The sequence below is a fragment of the Lachnospiraceae bacterium GAM79 genome (assembly GCA_020735665.1).
Classification (GTDB): domain Bacteria; phylum Bacillota; class Clostridia; order Lachnospirales; family Lachnospiraceae; genus Coprococcus.
This window is the reverse complement of sequence record CP085928.1, coordinates 258,510-280,499: the sequence shown is the minus strand read 5'-3', so window position 1 is coordinate 280,499 and position 21,990 is coordinate 258,510. Positions and strand designations below refer to the sequence as shown.

Annotated in this window: 21 protein-coding genes; 2 read left to right on the top strand and 19 right to left on the bottom strand. The window is 41.6% G+C overall.

Features of this window, described 5'->3' with window-relative positions; translation table 11 throughout:
- Positions 1–19: 19 nt before the first annotated feature.
- The 9 genes from LK416_01250 to LK416_01210 all read right to left on the bottom strand — a co-directional run bounded on the left by LK416_01250 (position 20) and on the right by LK416_01210 (position 8,543).
- Positions 20–1,402 (bottom strand): two-component sensor histidine kinase, encoded by a 1,383-nt coding sequence (locus LK416_01250; GenBank protein UEA74834.1) that lies wholly within the window; start codon positions 1,400–1,402, stop codon positions 20–22.
- Positions 1,403–1,459: 57 nt separating this feature from the next.
- Positions 1,460–2,134 carry a response regulator transcription factor gene (locus LK416_01245; protein ID UEA75847.1) on the bottom strand — a complete coding sequence of 225 codons (675 nt, stop codon included), beginning with the start codon at positions 2,132–2,134 and terminating at the stop codon, positions 1,460–1,462.
- Positions 2,135–2,230: 96 nt separating this feature from the next.
- Positions 2,231–3,997 (bottom strand): Na/Pi cotransporter family protein, encoded by a 1,767-nt coding sequence (locus LK416_01240; protein ID UEA74833.1) that lies wholly within the window; start codon positions 3,995–3,997, stop codon positions 2,231–2,233.
- Positions 3,998–4,140: 143 nt separating this feature from the next.
- On the bottom strand, positions 4,141–4,431 hold the full coding sequence (locus tag LK416_01235; GenBank protein UEA74832.1) for a hypothetical protein: 291 nt from the start codon (positions 4,429–4,431) through the stop codon (positions 4,141–4,143).
- A gap of 36 nt (positions 4,432–4,467) precedes the next feature.
- Positions 4,468–5,118 carry a phosphate signaling complex protein PhoU gene (gene phoU / locus LK416_01230; GenBank protein ID UEA74831.1) on the bottom strand — a complete coding sequence of 217 codons (651 nt, stop codon included), beginning with the start codon at positions 5,116–5,118 and terminating at the stop codon, positions 4,468–4,470.
- A 14-nt stretch (positions 5,119–5,132) separates the two neighbouring features.
- On the bottom strand, positions 5,133–5,888 hold the full coding sequence (pstB, locus tag LK416_01225; protein UEA74830.1) for a phosphate ABC transporter ATP-binding protein PstB: 756 nt from the start codon (positions 5,886–5,888) through the stop codon (positions 5,133–5,135).
- A 27-nt stretch (positions 5,889–5,915) separates the two neighbouring features.
- On the bottom strand, positions 5,916–6,779 hold the full coding sequence (gene pstA / locus LK416_01220; GenBank protein ID UEA74829.1) for a phosphate ABC transporter permease PstA: 864 nt from the start codon (positions 6,777–6,779) through the stop codon (positions 5,916–5,918).
- Entirely contained in the window at positions 6,780–7,631 is an 852-nt protein-coding gene (gene pstC / locus LK416_01215; protein ID UEA74828.1) for a phosphate ABC transporter permease subunit PstC, read from the bottom strand.
- A 15-nt stretch (positions 7,632–7,646) separates the two neighbouring features.
- Positions 7,647–8,543, bottom strand: a complete 897-nt coding sequence (locus LK416_01210; protein ID UEA74827.1) for a substrate-binding domain-containing protein — start codon at positions 8,541–8,543, stop codon at positions 7,647–7,649.
- A gap of 306 nt (positions 8,544–8,849) precedes the next feature.
- Between LK416_01210 and tsaA the strand changes: the two genes are divergently transcribed.
- A complete protein-coding gene (tsaA, locus tag LK416_01205; protein UEA74826.1) occupies positions 8,850–9,524 on the top strand; it encodes a tRNA (N6-threonylcarbamoyladenosine(37)-N6)-methyltransferase TrmO in 675 nt (224 codons plus the stop codon).
- Positions 9,525–9,926: 402 nt separating this feature from the next.
- Here tsaA and LK416_01200 read toward each other — a convergent pair whose 3' ends face one another.
- The 5 genes from LK416_01200 to nadA all read right to left on the bottom strand — a co-directional run bounded on the left by LK416_01200 (position 9,927) and on the right by nadA (position 15,308).
- Positions 9,927–10,262 carry a cupin domain-containing protein gene (locus LK416_01200; protein ID UEA74825.1) on the bottom strand — a complete coding sequence of 112 codons (336 nt, stop codon included), beginning with the start codon at positions 10,260–10,262 and terminating at the stop codon, positions 9,927–9,929.
- 46 nt (positions 10,263–10,308) lie between these two features.
- Positions 10,309–11,709 carry a PLP-dependent aminotransferase family protein gene (locus tag LK416_01195; protein ID UEA74824.1) on the bottom strand — a complete coding sequence of 467 codons (1,401 nt, stop codon included), beginning with the start codon at positions 11,707–11,709 and terminating at the stop codon, positions 10,309–10,311.
- A 531-nt stretch (positions 11,710–12,240) separates the two neighbouring features.
- Positions 12,241–12,804, bottom strand: coding sequence for a pyridoxal 5'-phosphate synthase glutaminase subunit PdxT (pdxT, locus tag LK416_01190; GenBank protein ID UEA74823.1), 564 nt, complete (start codon positions 12,802–12,804; stop codon positions 12,241–12,243).
- Positions 12,805–12,879: 75 nt separating this feature from the next.
- The gene (pdxS, locus tag LK416_01185) at positions 12,880–13,755 is read right to left on the bottom strand and encodes a pyridoxal 5'-phosphate synthase lyase subunit PdxS (protein ID UEA74822.1); all 876 of its coding nucleotides are present in this window, start codon (positions 13,753–13,755) and stop codon (positions 12,880–12,882) included.
- 638 nt (positions 13,756–14,393) lie between these two features.
- Positions 14,394–15,308, bottom strand: a complete 915-nt coding sequence (nadA, locus tag LK416_01180; protein UEA74821.1) for a quinolinate synthase NadA — start codon at positions 15,306–15,308, stop codon at positions 14,394–14,396.
- Between the two features lie 216 nt (positions 15,309–15,524).
- On the opposite strand from nadA, the gene LK416_01175 reads away from it, so the two are divergent.
- Positions 15,525–16,277 carry a putative ABC transporter permease gene (locus tag LK416_01175; protein UEA74820.1) on the top strand — a complete coding sequence of 251 codons (753 nt, stop codon included), beginning with the start codon at positions 15,525–15,527 and terminating at the stop codon, positions 16,275–16,277.
- A gap of 223 nt (positions 16,278–16,500) precedes the next feature.
- Here LK416_01175 and LK416_01170 read toward each other — a convergent pair whose 3' ends face one another.
- The 5 genes from LK416_01170 to LK416_01150 form a co-directional block, all read right to left on the bottom strand.
- The gene (locus tag LK416_01170) at positions 16,501–17,433 is read right to left on the bottom strand and encodes a DMT family transporter (protein ID UEA74819.1); all 933 of its coding nucleotides are present in this window, start codon (positions 17,431–17,433) and stop codon (positions 16,501–16,503) included.
- A gap of 43 nt (positions 17,434–17,476) precedes the next feature.
- Entirely contained in the window at positions 17,477–18,634 is a 1,158-nt protein-coding gene (locus tag LK416_01165; GenBank protein ID UEA74818.1) for an ATPase, read from the bottom strand.
- A complete protein-coding gene (locus tag LK416_01160; GenBank protein ID UEA74817.1) occupies positions 18,597–19,403 on the bottom strand; it encodes a tRNA threonylcarbamoyladenosine dehydratase in 807 nt (268 codons plus the stop codon). The genes LK416_01165 and LK416_01160 overlap by 38 nt, the downstream gene beginning before the upstream one ends.
- A 300-nt stretch (positions 19,404–19,703) precedes the next feature.
- Positions 19,704–20,558, bottom strand: a complete 855-nt coding sequence (locus LK416_01155; GenBank protein ID UEA74816.1) for a hypothetical protein — start codon at positions 20,556–20,558, stop codon at positions 19,704–19,706.
- A 119-nt stretch (positions 20,559–20,677) separates the two neighbouring features.
- Positions 20,678–21,952: a leucine-rich repeat domain-containing protein gene (locus LK416_01150; GenBank protein UEA74815.1), complete on the bottom strand. Its 1,275-nt coding sequence runs from the start codon at positions 21,950–21,952 to the stop codon at positions 20,678–20,680.
- Positions 21,953–21,990: the final 38 nt, after the last annotated feature.

Genomic DNA, 21,990 nt, shown 5'->3' with positions numbered 1-21,990 from the left:
GCTCCTTTTCCTTGTCTTTTTATCTGCTCTGAAAGGTAATCGTTATCTCTGTTCCCACATTCGGTTCACTTGTTATATCAAGCTTCGCATCATGCTGCGCTACGATGTGTTTTACGATCGCAAGTCCAAGACCGGTTCCTCCGGTTGACTTCGACCGACTCTTATCGACCCGGTAGAATCTCTGGAACACCAGCCCCAGATGCTCCTCAGGTATTCCGATACCGGTATCCTTCACCTTCATGACAACTGAATGATCTTTCTCATAAGAATACACAGTTACTTCTACAGTTCCATCCGGTTTATTATATCGGATCGCATTATCGGTCAGATTATATACCAGTTCTTCCATCATCATCTTATTACCCATAATATAGCTTGGCTGACCGGAGAACTTCAATGTAACATTATGTTTTTCTGCCGATAGCATCAGCATATCCACATTCGATCTTGCAACCGCACACAGATCGATCCGTTCCATAGATGGTGCATTCTCTGTTACATCAAGCTCTGACAGACGAATGATGTCATTGATGAGGGTAAGCAACCGATTTGAATTACGATGGATCTCTGTAGCAAATCGTCTGACATCACCATCTGCCGCCATTCCGTTTTCAATCAGCTCAGAATAACCGGAGATTGCTGTCAGAGGTGTCTTTAACTCATGAGATACATTTGCCGTAAATTCCTGTCGCATCTGTGCATTCTCCATAATATCATTATGCTGTTCCCGGATTGTATCGATCAATGGACGAATCTCCTTATAGGCGTTAATATCGTCAACATGATCCAGATCCTTTGCCATCTGTCCGATCGGACGGACGATACTCTTTGTCAGATATCGCGATATCAGAACCACGATAGTCACAAGTACCAGCATAATAACCGTCATACTTGGAAGTCCCTTCAAAAAAACACTGACAATGCTGCTTGTCTCCTTTGATACACGAAGTACACAACCATTTGAAAGCCGGATCGCATAGTAGAATGTACTCATATTGAGCGTCTGGGAAAGACGGGTATCCTCGCCTTCTCCTTTCTCAAATGCCTCCTCAATCTCCGGTCTGTCGTTGTGTTTTCCCATGGTCTCCGGATCTGCCATGTTATCATACTTAACCGTTCCATCCGGTGCAACTAATGTAATACGCAATTCTGTATTCTTAATTCTTACATTGCGGAGCTCACTGATATCATCAAATAATCCTGCACTCTTCAAGGTCTGTGTGTAATTTTCCAGATCGCGCATGATCTCCTTTTTAAACAGATCATAATAAACCGTTGTCGAAAGTATCATCGTACACAATATCGCAATCAGCGTCAATGCTATAAAGCGACTGTTGATCTTGCTGGATAATCGTTTGTCTTTTCTGACCTTCTTATCCTTTTTATCTTTCTGTTCTTCCATAAAAACCTGTTCTTTCTGTTATAAGATTCTTCTGTTATAAAATTTTCCTGCTTCTTCTTATTCCATCTTATATCCGACATTACGAACTGTCTTGATCATATTCCCTGCATCTCCCAGTTTCTGGCGCAGAGTCTTGATGTGCATATCAAGAGTCCTGGATTCACCTTCGTAATCCGTTCCCCACACATCCATCATGATCACTTCTCTCCGAAGTACAATTCCGGCGTTGATCATTAACAGCTTTAACAATTCAAATTCCTTAAAGGTCAACTCACACGGAATATCATTCACATGCACGATACGCTTCTCGGAATCAAGGGTTACGTTCTTCAGTCGAAGAATCTGATCCTCCTGAATACTCTTGCTTCTGCGAAGCAATGCTTTAACTCTGGATATAAGCTCCATTACGCCGAATGGCTTTGTCAGATAATCATCTGCTCCGATATCCAATCCCTTTACCTTATCAAGTTCTGTTGTCTTTGCCGTCACAAGAATGATCGGCACACGCACAGTCTCCGGACGTTCTCTTAATTTTCTGACAATCTCCAGTCCATCCTGATCCGGTAACATGATATCCAGTAGGATCAGATCCGGAATCTTCTCTGTCATTCTGGAAAAGAAGCTCTTTGCATTTGCAAATCCTTCTGTTACATATCCCGTGTTCTTTAAGGCAAACATTTCTATTTCCTGAATGTTCATATCATCTTCTACAATATAAATCAATGCCTGCATCTGCCGTTCCTCCTGTCTCTGTTCTTTCTTATCCATAATAATATATTTCTAATATATGGTCAAAGTAATTTACACTTTATGATATCGTATGCTTTACTATAAACTGTACTTTTCCTTATACATGCTGTACATCGCCTGAAACTCTACATTTGATTCCTGTTTGACCCGGTTCAGATACTCATGCATATCAAAGCTGTCTGTCTTAACCTGAAGCAGTGATGCAGCCACATTTGAACAGTGATCTGCCACACGTTCATAATTATTCAGAAGATTTTCAAGAGCGATACCAAGCTCGATCGTACATTTTCCCTTCTGCAGACGTTTGATATGCTGCTTTTTGATCGTAGCATTCAGCCCATTAATTACTTCCTCCAATGGTTCAATCCTCTTTGCTATTTTCATATCATCTTCATTCAGTGCTTTACAGGTCATGCTCATGATCTCATAAACTGCATTTGAATACAGATTTAATTCTGCCATTGCTTTATCTGAGAATACCATTTCTTCCTTGTGCATCTTAGCATAAATTTCTGCGATCGCTAATGCATGGTCGGAGATACGCTCCAGATCTCCGATACAATGAAGCCCATTGGATACACGTTTGCTGTCTTCCTCTGCCAGTTCTTTTCCGCTGACCTTCGCCAGATACGTTCCAAGTTCATCTTCGTATTTGTCTACGATATCTTCCAAAGCCTCAACACGTTGCCATTTCTCATCCGAATAATCCTTCATCAACTCTAATGAATCGTATAACGCTTCAGCTGAATACCCTGCCATCTGATTCATAACATCCATGCTCTGGGTAACGGCAAACGCCGGCTGCTCCAGGAATCTGGCATCCAGATGCTTTAACGGTACAAGCTCCGCAATCTCCTCAACAGGTTCTTCCTTCTCACGGATCGTAAGAGTTGCCAGCTTCTCAAGACCCTTTCCAAACGGAAGTAATACAATTGTTGTCAGAATATTAAATATACTGTGGATCACTGCAATGCCAGCCGGGGTTGCCATATCCTGTAATACACCGAAATTTACAAATGCATTGATCGAATAGAATACGATCATAAAGAGAATGGTTCCGATCAGATTAAAGTAAAGATGTACAAAAGCTGCACGTTTCGCATTTTTCTTTGCTCCGATACTGGATAATAATGCCGTTACACAAGTACCGATATTCTGTCCCATTATAATAGGAAGTGCCGTTCCATATGTAACTGCTCCTGTCATGCAAAGTGCCTGTAAGATACCAACCGATGCCGATGAGCTCTGGATGATTGCTGTAAATAATGTTCCTACGATCATTCCGAGTACAGGATTTGAGAACATTAAAAGCACATTTGCAAATTCAGGAACATCTGCAAGAGGAGCAACCGCACCGCTCATTGCATCCATTCCGTACATAAGGATCGTAAATCCCAAAAAGATCATGCCAATATCATGTTTTTTCTCATTCTTGGAAAACATCAGAAATGCAATACCGATAACCGCTAGGATCGGAGAAAATGAGGATGGCTTTAACATCTGGATCCAGATACTGTCTCCCTGAATTCCTGACAAACTTAAGATCCAGGAAGTAACTGTCGTACCGATATTGGCACCCATGATAATGCCGACCGCCTGACGCAGTTTCATAATTCCGGAATTTACAAAGCCAACAACCATAACGGTTGTAGCCGATGATGACTGAATAACCGCTGTTACAGCCGCTCCAAGCAGCACCCCTTTGATCGGCGTTGAAGTCAGCTTTTCAAGGATACGTTCCATCTTACCGCCCGCCGCACGGGTCAGACCGTCTCCCATTACGTTCATACCAAATAAAAACAATGCAAGTCCGCCAAACAGTGCAAGTACATCAAAAATACTCATAAAAAAATTCCTTCCTTTTTACATAAATTAGACATTTGTACCTTCGCACATCATCGTATAACAGGTATGTAAAAAGGAAAGGATTCCTACGTAAAGTCTGTGTAAAATTTTAAAATTTATTTTACATTTCACGCTGAATGCGTTTAATGTTCTTCCTGTCTCTGTTCAAGATACGTTCTGTCAGGACCGTCGTTTTGTAAAATACATACGGTACCGCCAATCAGTCCTACCAGACAAATACCATATCCTGCCGATACCAAAATGCTCTCTGCCATACTCCATGATGACATAAGCCCGATTCCTTTCAACGTGACAGCTACAATCACAGCGATCACGCCCCAGACGATACTGTTCAATAACAAAAACATTTTTATCAGGTGCTGTTTACTTTTTCCTTTACCGGCATCTGCTGTCATATTCCATATATATCTCATGACAATCACCTCCTGATCCTGTATCTCATAAGACTCTTAATTTCCGGATATGTGTTCTCCTGTTATATAATATATGACCCATTCTGAAATATTCGTAGCATGATCGCCAATCCGCTCCAGATATTTTGCAACCATCAAAAGATCGGTTTCCTGTTCCCCTGCATCTGCATTCCTGTGGATCAGATTGATCAATTCACTCTTCACTTTTATAAACAGATCATCTACCACATCATCCTGGGCAACAACTTTTCTTGCTTTTGTAAGATCAAGATTCACATATGCTTCTATACTGTCAACCAACATGACCATGCTTTCTTTTGCCATTGCCTTAATATGTTCCAATTCTTTTACATAAGGTTTGCCTGCCATCTGGATCGTCAGTTCGGAAATATCTGCTGCATGATCACCGATACGTTCCATATCCGTTACCATTTTGAGCGCAGATGAAACCTGACGAAGATCTGTTGCAACCGGCTGCTCCATTAAAAGAAGTTTAAAGCACAGACTCTCGATATCCTTTTCCTGCTGATCGATCTGATCATCCCTGCGGATAACCTCCTGTGCCAGATCAACATCCTGATTTACAAGTGCTTTGATCGCCTTTTCGATCACACCCTCGATCATGGATCCCATCTCAACCATTTCATCATTGAGTTTTTTCAACTGTCTGTCATAATTTGTCCTCATTATCTTTACTCCTTTTAACCAAATCTTCCTGTGATATAATCCTCAGTTCTCTTATCCTGTGGTTTCGAGAACATCTTCTCGGTATCATCAAATTCGATCACCTGACCCAGTAAGAAGAATGCTGTCTTGTCTGCAATACGAGTTGCCTGCTGCATATTATGTGTAACCATGATAATCGTATAATCATGCTTCAGCTCCATAGCAAGATCTTCGATCTTTGACGTAGAAATCGGATCAAGCGCTGATGTCGGTTCATCCATCAGTAAGACCTCTGGTTCAACCGCAAGTGCTCTGGCGATACAAAGTCTCTGCTGCTGTCCGCCGGAAAGACCCAGTGCCGATTTCTTCAGTCTGTCTTTTAATTCATCCCATATTGCTGCCTGCTTGAGAGACCGTTCTACGATCTCATCCAGTTTTTCTTTATTATGGATACCATGTGTCCTTGGACCATATGCTATATTGTCATATACACTCATTGGGAAAGGATTTGGATTCTGGAACACCATTCCAACCCGTTTTCTTAGCAAATTTACATCCATTCCGTCAAATATATCTTCACCATCTAACTTCACATCACCCGTGATGTTACAACCTTCCACCAGATCATTCATACGGTTTAAACATTTTAAGAATGTTGATTTACCGCATCCGGAAGGTCCGATAAATGCTGTAATCTGCTTTTCCGGTATTTCCATATTTACATCTTTTAACGCATGGAATTTACCATAGTGAAGATTCAGATTTTTTACATCAAATTTTATATTGCTCATCAATTTATCTCCGTTTATATCTATCTGTTATCTGTCTTTTTCTGTTTTCGCCGACATTTTCTTTGCAATTGCATCGGATGCGAAATTAATCAATACTACGAATACAAGAAGAACAACGGCTGTTGCATATGCCTGATCCGTATGAAGTCCCTCTTTGGAAAGAAGATACATATGTACGGACAAGGTTCGTGTGGAAGAAAATAAATTCTTCGCTATTCTCGGCACACTGCCTGCCGTATAGATCAACGCTGCTGTCTCTCCGACAATTCGCCCGGTTGCAAGGATAACACCGGATAAAATACCCGGAACAGCACTCGGTAAAACAACCTTAAATACTGTACGAAGTTTTCCTGCACCAAGTCCAAAGCTTCCTTCTCTGTATGACTTTGGAACAGCCAGCAAGGCTTCTTCTGTTGTTCTCATGATAACCGGAAGCACCATGATCGCCAGTGTAAACGCACCGGACAGCAGGGACAATCCCCATCCAAGCTTTGTCATAAATAAGATCATTCCGAACAAACCATATACAATAGATGGAATACCTGTCAGTGTCTCTGCAGTGATACGTACAATTCCAACCAGCTTATTTCCTGATTTTGCATACTCCACCAGATAAATAGCTGCGAAGATACCGATCGGTCCCGCAATCAGCAGTGACAGTAATGTCATAAACAACGTATTAACCAATGCCGGAAGCATCGAGCAATTATCCGATGTATATTCCAGCTTGAACAGATCCGGTGTCAGATTCGGAATTCCTTTTGCAAGAATATAGATCAAAATAAAAGCAATACAAACCAACGTCAAAGCTGCTGCCAGATAAACAAGTATCCGAAGGATCAGTGAGCCGGGACGTCTTTTATATTCCGCAAGTAAATTTCTTTTTCCCATTTAGTTCACCGTCTTTCTTTTTAAAATTGAAAACAGCAGGTTAATGATCAGAATGAATACAAACAATACAACACCTGTTGCGATCAGAGCCTCTCTGTGAAGATCCTGGGCATAACCCATTTCCATTACGATATTTGCAGTCATGGTTCTAACACCCTTCATCAATCCTTTCGGCATATGGACCTGATTTCCCGCCACCATGATAACAGCCATTGTCTCACCGATCGCACGACCAACGCCCAAGATGATCGCTGCCATGATACCGGATCTTGCAGCCGGTACTACGGTAAGAAATACACTTCTTTCATGTGTCGCTCCAAGTGCTAATGCACCCTGATAATATTTATCCGGGACAGCACTGATCGAAGTTTCAGATACACTGATGATCGTCGGAAGTATCATGATGCCAAGCAGTACAGATGCGGTAAGCATTGTATTTCCGTTCACTCCGAAAATCTGTCTGACTGCCGGAACAAGTACACACATTCCAAAAAATCCGTATACAACCGATGGGATTCCTGCCATCAGATTGATAAATGGTTTAATGACCTTATATGCTTTTGGTGGGCAGAATTTTGATAAAAATATCGCTGTCAGAAGTCCGATCGGAACGCCGATCACGATTGCCCCGGCCGTAACGTAGATACTGCCAAGAATAAACGGAAGGATTCCAAAATAATTATTGGTCGGTCTCCAGACTTTGCCAAAGAGGAAATCAGTCAGACCGATTTCCTTCATGGCAGGAATACCACTTGCAAATAAGAACACACAGATCAATAAAACCGCTGCTATCGATACAAATGCCGCTAACAGGAATACGATATGCATGAATATTTCTTTAAACTTTTGCATAGAGGACACTCCTTACTATTTGACATCTGCCCAGGTTGCTGCTTCTCCTGTAAAGATTGATTTTACCTGATCGGTAGTTAAATCAGTTGCAGGGTTATTCTTATTTACAATAACTGCGATACCATCCATTGCGATTACAGTAGCTGTAAGTCCTTCACCTGTCTCGCTATCCTTCAGTTCTCTGGATGCCATACCGATATCACATGTACCATCTGCCGCTGCTGTAATACCTGTTGTTGAATCAGATTCCTGAAGCTCGATATCCGCACCACTGTTCACTGCCTTATATGCCTCTGTTAATTTCTCCATAACAGGAGTTACAGATGATGATCCGGCAATTACGATTTTACCGGTTGCACCTGAAGACTTAAATGCTCCTGAATTTGCAATCTCAATGTAACCATTACTTGATACGATCTTCTGTCCGTCTTCACTCATAATATAGTTGATAAAATCCTGTGCTACATCACTTACCTGACCCTTTGTTACAATGTTGAATGGTCTTGATAATGTGTATGTACCGTTGTTGATATTATCTGCTGTTGCTTCAACGCCGCCGATCTTAACTGCCTTTACTGTATCATTTAATGCTCCGAGTGAAATATAACCGATCGAATAATCGTCTCCTGCAACGGTTGTGAGAACTACTTCTGTACTGTTTGCTGTAATCGCACTCGTAGTTGTCTTATCAACTTTATTTCCATCTGCGTCCTTTTCTTCTACACCGGTCAGTTCCACAAATGCTCCTCTTGTACCTGAGCCTTCCTCTCTGGATACAACTGAGATCTCCTGTGATGTATCAAAACTTCCGCTCTTGGAATCTGAACTACCTTTACTTCCACATCCTGCAAGGCATCCTGCCGCAAGTGCTGCACTTAATGTTACCGCTAAAATCTTATTTCCTTTTTTCATTTTAATTTTCCTCCAATTGACTCTCTGGACTCAGAATCGTTCATCTTTCTGATCCATTCAAAATTATGTAAATTGCGAAACCGGATCGCGCGCCCTTTTCCGGATCGCAGGATTATCATACGGCATCTATGTAAAATACATCACCATCCCAAAGTAAAGGAAAAGTAAAAACTTTGTGTAAACGGAAGAAATGTAAAATTATGAAGAAAAGCACTTTATGAGTTTCTATGGAAAATAAAAAATATTCATGTTACTATGAACAGCAGATACAATTTCGTTTTACGAAAGGATAAAGAAAAGAACGATATGAATATCATCGGACATGTATATACAGATTTTCAGGAAAAATTCGGAATTCCCAGACAGAGCGGTCTGGTGGATGAACTGACCGGAACGGTCGTTTTTCTGCCGGAATACAGGCAACCGGAAGCCTTCCGGGGGCTGGAGGATTTCTCCCACATCTGGATCCTGTGGGAATTCCATAAAGCCAAACGGGAGAACTGGAGTGCAACAGTAAAGCCGCCAAAACTTGGCGGCAATAAAAGAATGGGCGTATTCGCGACCAGATCGCCGTTCCGCCCAAATAATATAGGTCTGTCTTCTGTAAAATTGACAGGAATTGAATATACCGATGACTATGGTCCGATCCTGCATATCTCCGGTGTCGATCTTTTAAACGGTACTCCTGTATATGATATCAAACCTTATATTCCATATACGGACTGCCACCCGGATGCCACCGGCGGTTTTACCGAACACATTCATACGGAAAAACTGGATGTCATCTTTCCGCCGGAGCTTCTGGCAATGATCCCGGAAGCCAAGCGTCCTGCCTTGATCGGCATTCTTGCAGAAGATCCGCGTCCCGGCTACCAGCACGATCCCGACCGCAGATATGGCGTCGCCTTCGCAGGCTTCGACGTGCGCTTCCACATCAACGGCAACGTCCTCACAGTGTGTGAGGTGGTGGCTGTACAGTGACATTTTCAGATGGAGCATACCTATTATTCCGCAAGACACTCTCGTTCTATCCTCATGTAGCAGTACATAAGGTAGCAAAATACGCTACCTAAGTACTGACATTCGGACAGGCTTGCTTCATAATAGTATGCCCCATCTGAAAATTGATACTGGATAGCCACACACAGCTTCGTATAATCATAAATGCCTGTATATATATTTTATGCAGCAGACCTATCCGGAACGTCGGTCCTTAACGAATCACCGTAAGGTGAGGAGTTTAGTACCGCTACGTGATAACTGAGACCTTAGCGAGGTTTTGCCGAGGTTAGTTCGAAGTTATACAGAGTAGGATAGAACGAAAGTGTTCTGCGGAATAAAGATATATATACAGGCATTAGTGATTATGCGAAGCGTACGACTCTAGTGCTCGTGTTCAGGTACTACGGCGAAGAATATGAGGTCTTCGCTGCCTTCATTTGACAGGCTGTGGGTCGCTCCCTGCGGACAATAATGGCAGTCGCCCGGATACAACTTCTCTTTGGTGTCCTCATACTCCATCGTTCCAACACCGGAAAGTACGTAAATGATTTCACTGTTTGTCTCATGCATATGTGTTCCGATTGATGAACCAGGCACAAGTCTGCCCCTCATGATCTTGTTATTCATATCCTGAAACATATGCACATGGAATGTTCCTTCTCCCCCTTTAAAATTCTCGATCGCTGATTCTGCGATTGTATCAAACGATATCTTCATATGATTCCTCCTTATATGGTTCCTTATATTAACATCCGCACACTCTTTATTCGATACTTTCAATCAATCTTCTGACTGCTTCTTCTATATGCTCCGGCATGATACCGGAATAATTAATGACCAGTGTATGATATCTGGCATTTTCGGTATTTCTATAATACTGGCTGAGAAATGAAATGTGAATATCTCTTGCTTCGGCATTATTCCGCAACCGCTCATCACTGTAATTCGTATCAATCTCCAACAGGAAATGCAGCCCTGAATTCTCTTCGCGAATACGAATCTTGTCCGGATTCATATATTTTTTAATGCATGCAAGTACCAGATCCCGCTGTTCTCTGTAATAATTACGCATGCGGTTAATGTGTTTTTCCAGACAACCATCGGTGATAAATCTTGCAAGTGTATATTGCTCGATATTTGACACCGTACATGCATAAAAGCTGAGCATCTCATCATATCGCCGCATCAAACTCTCCGGAAGAACCATATAACTGATACGGATCGTAGAGGAAAGGCTCTTGGAAAATGTGTTGATATAGATGACCTTTTCGCCCACATCGATACTTTCAAGTGTAGGTACCGGCTTGCCAACCAGTCGAAATTCACTGTCATATTCATCTTCGATGATATAGCGGTTGTCCTTTCTGGATGCCCAAGATAACAATTCATATCTCCTGCTGACAGGTGTTACCAGTCCGGTCGGAAAATGATGCGCCGGCGAAATATGAAGTACATCTGCACCAGATTCTTCCAGAGCCTCCATATTGATCCCATTTTCATCCATTGCCACAAATTTGCAGCATACATTCTGTGCCTGATAGATCCTCGATATCTTCTGATACCCCGGATCTTCGACCGCATAACATTTGTCATAGCCAAGCAGCTGAATGATAAGACCATAGAGATATTCTGTTCCGGCTCCTATGATGACCTGCTCCGGCTTCACATCCATACCACGGAACTGATACAGATAGCCTGCTACCGCGCTTCGCAGCTCATAGACACCCTTGGACGGTGATCTGGACATCAGCTCTTTGCTGTTTTCCGCCATCACTTCTTTTAAAAGCTTTGACCAGATGCTGAATGGAAACGCATCCTCTACCGTTGAGTTACTGGCAAAATCCGCAAAATATGTTTTCTTTTCTTTCGGCTTTTCAAATTGCTTCGCCGGTCGCTCCGGCAACGGCTTCATCAGATCTGCCGAAATGTCCGTAACATAATAACCGCTTTTCGGAATCGAATAAATATATCCTTCGGCAACCAACTGACTGTATGCATTTTCCACGGTGATCGTGCTGACATTCAGATTTTTTGCAAGCAGACGTTTCGATGGCAAACGTTCCCCTGCTACAAGCTTCTTAGACAAAATATCTGTTTTGATCTGCTTGTACAGATATTCATATAACGTATCTGTTCCTCGATTTTCCAGTGCATATGTCAGCATAGCAAACCGCCCTTCACATTATTCCTGCCGGCATCACAACCCACCTTGCGATACCATAGTTATTAAATATTATATGTGGGAAGAAAGCATTATGCAAGTTTTTTACATTCTATAGATAGACAAAAACTCTATGGCATCCCGCCCTGTGCCTGTCCTTATAGAAATGCCGTGCTGCGTTTTCTACTCACTGCACATGTTAAATTCGTAAATACTCCTGTGCTAACTCGCCTTCGGCTGAGCGGAGCACTTAGTGAAGACGAGCGTTAGCGCGAAGTCTGAGGTTAGTGCGTGCCATGTAAGTACACTTAGCGAAAACAAGCGTGAGCGTAGTTTGAGGTTAGTGTAGCTTACTCGAATTCAACAATGTGCAGTTCATAACGAAATCCTCGCAATGGCATTTCTATAAGGACAGGCGCAGGGCGGGATATCACATAGTTCTTATATATGGACAATAAAAAACGGTATTTATTATCGTACAGTCAACCTGTTCAATAATAAATACCGTTATCTTATTGTTTACTTTTATTGTCCTTATTTGATCATGTCTAAGAACATCTGATGAATACGGGTATCATCGGAAAGCTCCGGATGGAATGCCAGTGCGATCTGGTTCTGATATTTTACCGCTACAATGTGACCATCTACCTCGGCTAATACCTCAACACCCGGCTTTACGCTCTCGATATATGGTGCACGGATAAATTCCATCGGATATACTCCAAGACCTTTGATCTCGCCATCATAATGAAAGCTTCCAAGCTGTCTGCCATATGCATTTCTCTTTACGCAGACCGGAAGGGTCGCAAAATGACGTTTATCATCATTGGACAGTTCTTCTGCAAGAAGGATCAGTCCCGCACAGGTTGCAAGAACCGGCATGCCCTGTTCGATCTTTTCTTTTAATGCATCATACATATCAAGCTCTTTTAACAGCTTACCCTGAACAGTGCTTTCGCCACCCGGCAAAACGATACCGTCAAAATCCTGTTCCAGATCACTTTTCTGTCTGAGTTCTATTGTTTCTGCTCCAAGGCTCTCTAACATTTTCTCGTGTTCGATAAATGCGCCCTGAACCGCTAATACTGCTATCTTCATCGTGTCTGTTCATCCTTTCGCTTATGTCGATCATCCATCATTACGATATCCGCATCTATTTGTCTGTCTGATATTTTACTTACCACGCTCAGCCATAAGGAGTTCGATCTCGCTCTCATTGATACCAACCATAGCTTCACCAAGATCCTCTGATAATTCAGCGATCAGTTTTGCATCTGTGAAGTTTGTAACAGCCTTAACGATGGCATTTGCACGCTTCTCCGGATTTCCTGACTTGAAGATACCAGATCCAACGAATACGCCTTCAGCACCAAGCTGCATCATAAGAGCTGCGTCTGCCGGTGTAGCAACACCGCCTGCTGCGAAGTTTACAACCGGAAGGCGCTTGTGCTCATGTACATATAATACAAGGTCATATGGAACCTGAAGAACCTTTGCTGCATCATATAATTCATCTTCACGCATAGAAGAAATACGTGCGATCTCGCTGTTCATCATTCTCATATGTCTTACCGCCTGAACAACATCACCTGTACCGGGTTCACCCTTTGTACGGATCATGGATGCACCTTCATTGATTCTACGAAGTGCCTCGCCGAGATCCTTAGCACCACATACAAATGGTACTTTGAACTTTGTCTTGTCGATGTGATATACATCATCAGCAGGTGAAAGAACTTCACTCTCATCAATGTAATCGATCTCGATTGCTTCAAGAAGCTGAGCTTCTACAAAATGTCCGATACGGCACTTTGCCATAACAGGGATAGATACTGCATCCTGAATACCTTTGATCATCTTAGGATCACTCATTCTTGATACACCACCTGCTGCTCTGATGTCAGCAGGAATACGCTCCAGTGCCATAACTGCACAAGCACCTGCTGCCTCTGCAATCTTTGCCTGCTCCGGTGTTGTTACATCCATGATAACGCCACCCTTTAACATCTGTGCCAATTCTTTGTTTAATTCATACTGTCTGTTTGCCATAATCGTAACTCCTTTTTTCATTTGATGTGTGTATTTATCTGTAACATATTCATCCTTGAATATCACTACTCAAAATCACGAACAGATTCACTACAAACCTGCTAGGATTTATTATAAAATTATCTGACCATATTGAAATATTCAATTTTAAACTTTTTTTTATATCCAAACTGACCATATCAATATGTCGCATATGCAAATACCAGATATCAGATTATGTAAACTGACCTCTCGGGCAGATCACCATATTGTATAATAAACAAAATAGCAGGAAAATGTTGCGAAAACGCCTGCGTTTCGCATTTTTTCCTGCTATTTATCTTTAGCTCCTCCAACCACCAGAATAATATATAATAAAGCACGACCATATCGTATGATAAAACCATAACGGAAGCGACCGTGGCATACGCAATCGATTGTTGAATAGCTTAGGCAGATCACCGTATTATATAATAAACAAAATAGCAGGAAAATGTTGCGAAAACGCCTGCGTTTCGATGGTTTTGTGCCGGGATGGAGGACACAACGATTTTATCGTGTCCGAAATCCCGTGCATATAAAAACCAATCGAAGCAAAGTAAGTTTCGCATTTTTTCCTGCTATTTTTGTTTATATGAAATACAGTGATCGTCCGGCTTCTAGCCAAGGCGCAGCATCGCATCGATGCTCTTTCTGGCTTTCTGCATTGTCTCCTCTGTAAGGGTAATGCTCTCGCCCTCACCATTTACCACGCAGTTATAGACATCACCAAGTGTCGTCATCTTCATGTTGTGGCATACACAATCCTTAGACAATGCATAGAAACGCTTCTCCGGGTGTGCAAGCTGAAGGTGTGACACGATACTGTTCTCCGTACCGATAATGAATTCTTTTGCATCACTCTTTGCTGCATAATCCATAATTCCGGTTGTACTTCCGGCATAGTCTGCAAGCTCCGTTACTTCCTTTAAACATTCCGGATGTACCAGAAGTAATGCATTTGGATGAGCTGCTTTTGCTTTCTCTACATCTTTTACGGTTACTCTGACATGTGTCGGACAGCCGCCCGACACCAGCTTAATATTCTTTTCCGGTACCTGCTTTTTTACCCATGAACCGAGATTACAGTCAGGAATAAATAAGATATCCTTTTCCGGCATATTCTTCACGATCTTTACTGCCGAAGAAGATGTAACACAGACATCACTCAACGTCTTTACTTCTGTTGTAGTATTCACATATGCCACAACTGTATAATCCGGATTCTTTTCACGAAGGGCAGCTAACAGATCATAGTCGATCTGGTCTGCCATCGGGCATCCGGCATCCGGCTCCGGCAGGTATACTGTCTTTTCCGGTGATAACAGTTTTACAGTCTCTGCCATAAAACGCACACCACACATGATCATAGTCTTTTGAGGTGCTTCCGCTGCTCTCTGTGCAAGGCCAAAGGAATCTCCTACATAGTCAGCTACTTCCCAGATATCATGGCTCTGGTAGGCATGTGCAAGAATACAAATATCCTTTTCCTTCTTTATTCTCATTATTTCATCCTGCATCTCTTTTATATTCATGACAATTTTCTCCTTTGTCTGTTATGTTTTCATTTTTTGTTAAAGAATGCACAGTAAGTATACCGCATATTGAGAAAGATTACCATCTATTTCAGCACAAAAAGCCTGAGCACATTTAATTTATTGACTTTATGGCCGCGATATGTCACAATTTGTATCAATGAAAAAAAAGCCATAATTCTATGGAAAAATATAAATCAGAAAGGTTGAAATATTATGAATAAAGCTCTTGTATTATTGTTTTTATTTTTTATCGGAAGTCTGATCGGATGGGTGATTGAATTGTTCTTCCGCAGATTCTGTTCTCCAAATGGTCGAACAACAAAGAAATGGGTAAATCCCGGCTTTCTGGTCGGTCCTTACCTTCCGCTATATGGATCAGGACTATGCGTCTTGTATATGCTAGCATCTATTAACCTGTCATTTCTGGATGAACATCCAATCATTGAGAAGATTGTTTTATTTGTATTTATGGCGATCGCTATGACCGTGATCGAATACATCACCGGATTGATCTTCATTAAGGGAATGAATGTAAAACTCTGGGACTACACAGACCGATGGGGCAATATTCAGGGAATCATCTGTCCACTGTTTTCATTCTTCTGGGCAGTTCTCGGCGCGACCTACTACCTGCTGATCCATCCACATGTTTTATCAGCACTTGACTGGTTATCCAGAAACCTTGCATTTTCATTCTTTATTGGATTCTTCTACGGCGTGTTCCTGATTGATATCGTTTACTCCTTCAACCTTATCGTTAAGATACGTAAGCTGGCTGCCGAATATGAAATCGTCGTTAAGATTGACGAACTCAAACAGCATCTGTTAGAGGAAGCTGAGCTCCGTAAGGAAAAATCACATTTCTTCCTTGCTATGAAAAATGCTCGACCACTCCGTGAGATATTTGAGGATTCGTTAGAGAAATATTCCATTAAGAAGATTCTGAAAGAAAAGAAGAAGAAATAATGTACAAACGAGTTTCATATTAAAATGAAACAGCCTGTATAGCATCTGACTATGAAGAAACCATAGCATAGACGACTGATTTTCAACGCTCCGATGCTGGAACAGAGGGCACAACGATTTTATCGTGTCCGGCGTTCCATGCAGATCGGAGATAAGTCGAAAAGAAGGAAGTCATGCGTGTTTCTCATAGCCAGATGCTGTACAGGCTGTTTCTTTTTTATTGTCAGGATTTCTTCTCCCCCACAGGAATCTGTGCGAAGATGATCGCAATAAAGATCAACAGGCAGCCAAGGAGCTGGCGGGCGGTCAACACCTCACCAAGGATCACCCAGCCGGCAAGTACTGAAAATACAGATTCCAGACTCATGATCATAGATGCCAGCGTCGGATTCAGTCCATTCTGTGCAATAATCTGCAAGGTATAAGCAACACCGCTCGACATCACACCGGCATACAGAATTGCAACCCATGCATCCCATGACTGTAACTGTGGAAGCCATGCTGCTATTCCTGCTGCCGAATGTCCCATCTCTGAAAAGAACATCGGAAATGCACTGAGTACCCCGGCAACCAGGAACTGGATACAGGACATCCGTACACCATCAACCAATGGTGAAAAATGATCGATCACCAGAATATGTATAGCAAACAAAAATGCACAGAGCAATACAAAGAGATCACTGTTCTGAAATGATAGCGCCCCCGCTGTCATACATAAAAGATAAAGTCCTACAATCGTGATCACCATTCCAAGCCAGATATTCCAACCACATTTTTTCTTTAAAAACAAACCAAGGATCGGAACCAGCAGAATATAGCAAGCCGTCAGAAAACCGGCCTTTCCTGCCGGAGTGCCATAATACAGACCAAGCTGCTGTGCCGAGCTTGCAAAGAACAATGCCATTCCGCAGCACAAACCACCGATCCATAACAGTCTCCGTTCTGCGACTGTCTTCGGCTTCTTATTACTTGGATTAATTTTATCAAGTAACCTGATCACCGGAAGCAATACTACACTTCCAACCAGACTTCGTATACAATTAAAAGAAAATGGTCCCAGTGCCTGTCCGCCTTTACTCTGTGCCACAAAGGCGGTTCCCCAAATAAATGCCGTAAGAACTAACAGGAGTGAATTTCTGATTTGTCTGCTTTTCATTTGTATTTCCTCTTCCTATCTTGTTTATTGTCAAATAGTTACATTATTCCTTTGGATCATTTTCTGTACAGATATTTTTCCTGTCATATGCATCCAGAAAATGATGCTTCTCTCCGTGCTGCTTCCATGCAACAACCGTGTCCAGATTTACATTTTCCACACTCTTGAAAATATTCCCTTCCACATAAGGATTTACCTGCTTCAAAGTCTGAATCAGTTCCTTGATCTCAACACGTTTCGAACGATTCTCGTTATTACAAGTCGTACAGGTGTCCGTGAATTTGCATGCACACTGGATAAAATGCAGACCATTATAGTCCCTCCATGCCTTGATATCATCCTCACGCACCAGATATAACGGTCGGATCAGTTCCATCCCTTCAAAATTCGTGCTGTGAAGCTTCGGCATCATCGTCTGTACCTGTGCACCATACAGCATACCCATCAATATGGTTTCAATTACATCATCATAGTGATGACCAAGTGCAATCTTATTACAGCCAAGCTCCTGTGCAAAATGATACAGATGTCCTCGTCTCATTCGTGCACACAGATAACATGGTGACTTCTCTACCGTAAACACCGATTCAAATATATCCGATTCAAATATCGTGATCGGGATATTCAGACTTTTTGCATTTTCTTCTATAACCTTCCGGTTCGTCTCACTGTAACCGGGATCCATAACCAGAAACTTAACTTCAAATTCAAATTTGTTATGCAGCTTCAATTCCTGAAAACATTTCGCCATCAGCATGGAATCCTTACCACCGGAAATACATACTGCGATCTTATCTCCCGGCTTCACCAGCTCATATGTGTTGATCGCCTTGGTGAACTTCGACCAGATGCTTTTCTTGAATTTCTTACGCAGGCTCAGCTCAACATCCTTCGCCTTGTTCTGCTCCTCCGGCTTGCTCATAACATCTAACAGCCATGCAGCATAACCGCCTTCCAGACTCTCTGCCTGATATCCTTTTTCTTTCAAATGCTCCGCTACGTCGATGCTGACTACGCCTCTCGCACAGAAAATAACAAGCAGCTTGTCCTTATCCACCTCGCTGCTTGTCTCTATTTCTTCCGCAGGAACCGCAATCGCATCCGGCACTGCCCCATGAGAGATCTCAATGGCATCCCGGATATCGATCAACCGATAACTGTCTTTATTTCGATTCTTTAATTCCGCTATTGTAATGCTCATATGCACGCTGCCTTTCTTCTTTGCACAAATCTTTTACCACTTCACCTGCAATGATCAGTCCTGCTACAGATGGTACAAACGCCACACTGCCCGGAATATCTCTCCGCTCTGTACATTTGTGCTGTGTTCCCGGAGGGCAGATACACTGTGTTCTGCAGCTGATCGACATATCCTCAAGTGGTCTTACCGGCTGTTCTTCCGAATATACAACCTTTAACTTTTTCACGCCACGCTTCTTAAGTTCCCGACGCATAACCTTTGCAAGCGGACATACCTTTGTCTTATAAATATCTGCTACCTGAAACATACTGCCATCCAGCTTGTTTCCTGCGCCCATACTGCTGATGATCGGCACTCCTTTTTTCTGTGACTGGAGCACCAGCTCAATCTTAGCCGTAACCGTATCTACTGCATCTACAACATAATCATAGGAGTCAAATGGAAATTCATCTGCATTTTCCGGCAGGAAAAAGCATTTGTGCATCTCGACCTTAGCATCCGGATTTATGTCCAGAATCCGTTCTTTCATAACATCTGTTTTATATTTCCCCACAGACTTTCTGGTGGCAATAATCTGGCGGTTCAGGTTTGTCAGGCATACCTTGTCATCGTCGATCAGATCAAAGGAACCGACACCGCTTCGTGCCAATGCTTCACATACATATCCGCCAACGCCTCCAACGCCGAATACCGCTACTTTTGAATTTGCCAATTTGTCCATTGCTTCTTTACCAAGCAATAATTCTGTCCGGGAAAACTGTGTTAACATGTCTATCTCTCCTAAATAACCTACTAAAATGCTAGGCAAAATTATAGGACCTGAAAAGGTTCTTTGTCAATGATTTTCTGGCAAAAAGGGCCGGTATTATACCACGTCATATAATACCGGTCCTGCTTACTTATGCCTTCACTATAAAACTATTCTTTAATACTAAAATATACATGTTATCTGTTCTGCTTATGTTCTTATCCTATGATTGCCTTGATTTCAGTTTTACTCATTTCGGTTACATCCATGATCTGTTCTAAGGAGTAGCCTTTCTTATGCATTTTCAGGATAATCTCTGATTTACCAGCCGCTTACTGAAGGTGCTGAATATATAACTCTCTCACCCTTTCCGTTCGTTTTTACAAGAACCAGCTTGGCATTGCTATATATGTCATGTTTTTTATACACAATGTAATCACCTTGCAACGTAAAATACTCAATGTTTCCATAATTGGATGCATTTTTATCCTTATACATGTTGTAGATTTCTGTTGCTTTTCCCTTTGATGTAGTAAACCATAATGATTTTGAAAAATAATAACCATTTTTACTGTATCCTCTGGTTGCAACAGAACCTTTTGAATTCTTAATAGGCGTTTTTGAATAACGATGGTTATTAAAAGTAACCGATTTTTCTCTCTTTTTCTTTTTTCCTGAGAGTGTCATTGAATATATACCAGCCGACTGTTCGTATCCGTAAGATCCAGACTTAATAAACTTAGTTTTATTATAGTAAATTTTCTTTCCGGCTAATACATAATTGTCGCCTTTTGCAAGCGTTGTTTTTTTGCCACTCTTAATGGAAACGCGTACAATATATCTGTCCGATCCGTCAGATCCACGGTGATTGTCATAAATTGCATACAGATAATTACCTTTTTTCTTTAATCTGTAGAATCCTTTTCCATTTGTTTTCGCTATTGTTTTTGTCTTTTTTGTTTTGATATCATAGCAAAAGATTTTACCTGTCTCCGTTATGGAATAGTAAACCTTATTTTTACTGATCACTACAGAACAACTTCCGCCTCCATAATAGTTGTCCTGTGTCTGATAAGTCTTCGTCTTTGCATCTGCCTGACTCGGACAAAGCATGCATCCTAACAGAACTGCAAGCAGCCCAATCCAAATGGCGTGTGCCTTAAAAAATTGTTTCATATTAATTCATCTCCTTACCGTTTGTCAGGAGAAAGTGAAATCATCTTATATTTCACTTTCTCTCTTTTAATAAATTGCAATCGCTCTGCGGCTTTTACAAATCCCGCATTGATATACTATTATTTAATCTTCCACGTCTTTACGTATCCGACGGATTTCTTTTTCAGCTGTTTCTTTAAAGCTGTCTTTGCTTTCTTTGTGCCTTTCACAGTAATGGTTGCTTTCTTATTAATTCCCTTGAATGCATTCTTACTGATGGTCTTCAGCTTTCCTGTTGTAACTGTGATCTTCTTCAGGTTCTTACAGCCGGAGAATGCTTCTTTACCGAGCTTCGTCACGTTACTTCCGATTGTAACTGTTATCAGCTTCTTGTTACCCTTAAATGCTTTATCTGATATTGCAGTTACCTTATAAGTAACACCTTTTACTTTTACTGTAGCCGGGATGGTAAGCTTCTTGGCTTTCTTGTCCGTGATCTTTGTCACTGTAACAGTTGGATTCTTCTTAGAAGATGAAGTTACCTTTACTTTAAGCTTCTTGGAAGATACGGTAAGGGTTGTACCTTTCTTCGCCGGAGTTATATTATTCTGTTTTGAATCATCTGATGGATTCTCTTTCCCGGACAATAATTTGATTGGTAAATTATTGTCCTTTGCGTATTTATATGCTGCGGAATTTTTACTACAGATAATCGTAACACCTCTGCTAAAAGCAGGCCACCGATTTACGTTCAAAGGCTCGCCCTTTTTTCTTACATCAATTTCAATTACACTGTCCGGTATAACAATAGAATCTAACTTATCGCAGCCACAAAATGCTCCCTCATCGATACTTGTTACGCTATCAGGTATCGTTATATCGGTTAAATTGCTGCACATAGCAAATGTTCTACTGGAAATTCTTGTTATTCCCTCCGGCAATACTACTTTTTTTAATTTACATGCATAAAAAGCCTCACATCCTATACTTCTTACATTTTCGGGTATAGTGATACTGGTCAGCCCGGTAGCAGAAAATCCCCAACTACCTATACTTGTTAAACTCTTTGGTAACGATATACTGGTCAGCTTTACGCATAACGAAAATGCATCATCTCCTATACTTGTTACTCCCTCCGGTATCGTTACACTGGTTAAACCGGTACAATCATTAAATGCCCTGTCTCCTATAGTTGTTACCTTCTTACCATTAATCTCCCCCGGAATTACAACTTCCGTCTTATCCCCCACATAACCGGTAATAGTAATTTCACTTTCTTTTTCTTCATACATAAAACCATTATATGTTTTCGACTCTGCCGCCTGTGCAGTCTTACCGATTCCACCGCACAGCAATACGCACAGAACTAAGTACAAGCCTGTATAAATCAGGCTTCTTATCTTCTTTTGTATCATTTCTCCTTCATCCTCCTGCTTATCCTTTTTAGGATTTT

Coding starts and splice junctions, on each gene's coding strand:
- LK416_01250 (UEA74834.1), bottom strand. CDS start 1,402: ATGGAAGAACAGAAAGATAAAAAGGATAAGAAGGTCAGAAAAGACAAA.
- LK416_01245 (UEA75847.1), bottom strand. CDS start 2,134: ATGCAGGCATTGATTTATATTGTAGAAGATGATATGAACATTCAGGAA.
- LK416_01240 (UEA74833.1), bottom strand. CDS start 3,997: ATGAGTATTTTTGATGTACTTGCACTGTTTGGCGGACTTGCATTGTTT.
- LK416_01235 (UEA74832.1), bottom strand. CDS start 4,431: ATGAGATATATATGGAATATGACAGCAGATGCCGGTAAAGGAAAAAGT.
- phoU (UEA74831.1), bottom strand. CDS start 5,118: ATGAGGACAAATTATGACAGACAGTTGAAAAAACTCAATGATGAAATG.
- pstB (UEA74830.1), bottom strand. CDS start 5,888: ATGAGCAATATAAAATTTGATGTAAAAAATCTGAATCTTCACTATGGT.
- pstA (UEA74829.1), bottom strand. CDS start 6,779: ATGGGAAAAAGAAATTTACTTGCGGAATATAAAAGACGTCCCGGCTCA.
- pstC (UEA74828.1), bottom strand. CDS start 7,631: ATGCAAAAGTTTAAAGAAATATTCATGCATATCGTATTCCTGTTAGCG.
- LK416_01210 (UEA74827.1), bottom strand. CDS start 8,543: ATGAAAAAAGGAAATAAGATTTTAGCGGTAACATTAAGTGCAGCACTT.
- tsaA (UEA74826.1), top strand. CDS start 8,850: ATGAATATCATCGGACATGTATATACAGATTTTCAGGAAAAATTCGGA.
- LK416_01200 (UEA74825.1), bottom strand. CDS start 10,262: ATGAAGATATCGTTTGATACAATCGCAGAATCAGCGATCGAGAATTTT.
- LK416_01195 (UEA74824.1), bottom strand. CDS start 11,709: ATGCTGACATATGCACTGGAAAATCGAGGAACAGATACGTTATATGAA.
- pdxT (UEA74823.1), bottom strand. CDS start 12,804: ATGAAGATAGCAGTATTAGCGGTTCAGGGCGCATTTATCGAACACGAG.
- pdxS (UEA74822.1), bottom strand. CDS start 13,755: ATGGCAAACAGACAGTATGAATTAAACAAAGAATTGGCACAGATGTTA.
- nadA (UEA74821.1), bottom strand. CDS start 15,308: ATGAATATAAAAGAGATGCAGGATGAAATAATGAGAATAAAGAAGGAA.
- LK416_01175 (UEA74820.1), top strand. CDS start 15,525: ATGAATAAAGCTCTTGTATTATTGTTTTTATTTTTTATCGGAAGTCTG.
- LK416_01170 (UEA74819.1), bottom strand. CDS start 17,433: ATGAAAAGCAGACAAATCAGAAATTCACTCCTGTTAGTTCTTACGGCA.
- LK416_01165 (UEA74818.1), bottom strand. CDS start 18,634: ATGAGCATTACAATAGCGGAATTAAAGAATCGAAATAAAGACAGTTAT.
- LK416_01160 (UEA74817.1), bottom strand. CDS start 19,403: ATGTTAACACAGTTTTCCCGGACAGAATTATTGCTTGGTAAAGAAGCA.
- LK416_01155 (UEA74816.1), bottom strand. CDS start 20,558: ATGAAACAATTTTTTAAGGCACACGCCATTTGGATTGGGCTGCTTGCA.
- LK416_01150 (UEA74815.1), bottom strand. CDS start 21,952: ATGATACAAAAGAAGATAAGAAGCCTGATTTATACAGGCTTGTACTTA.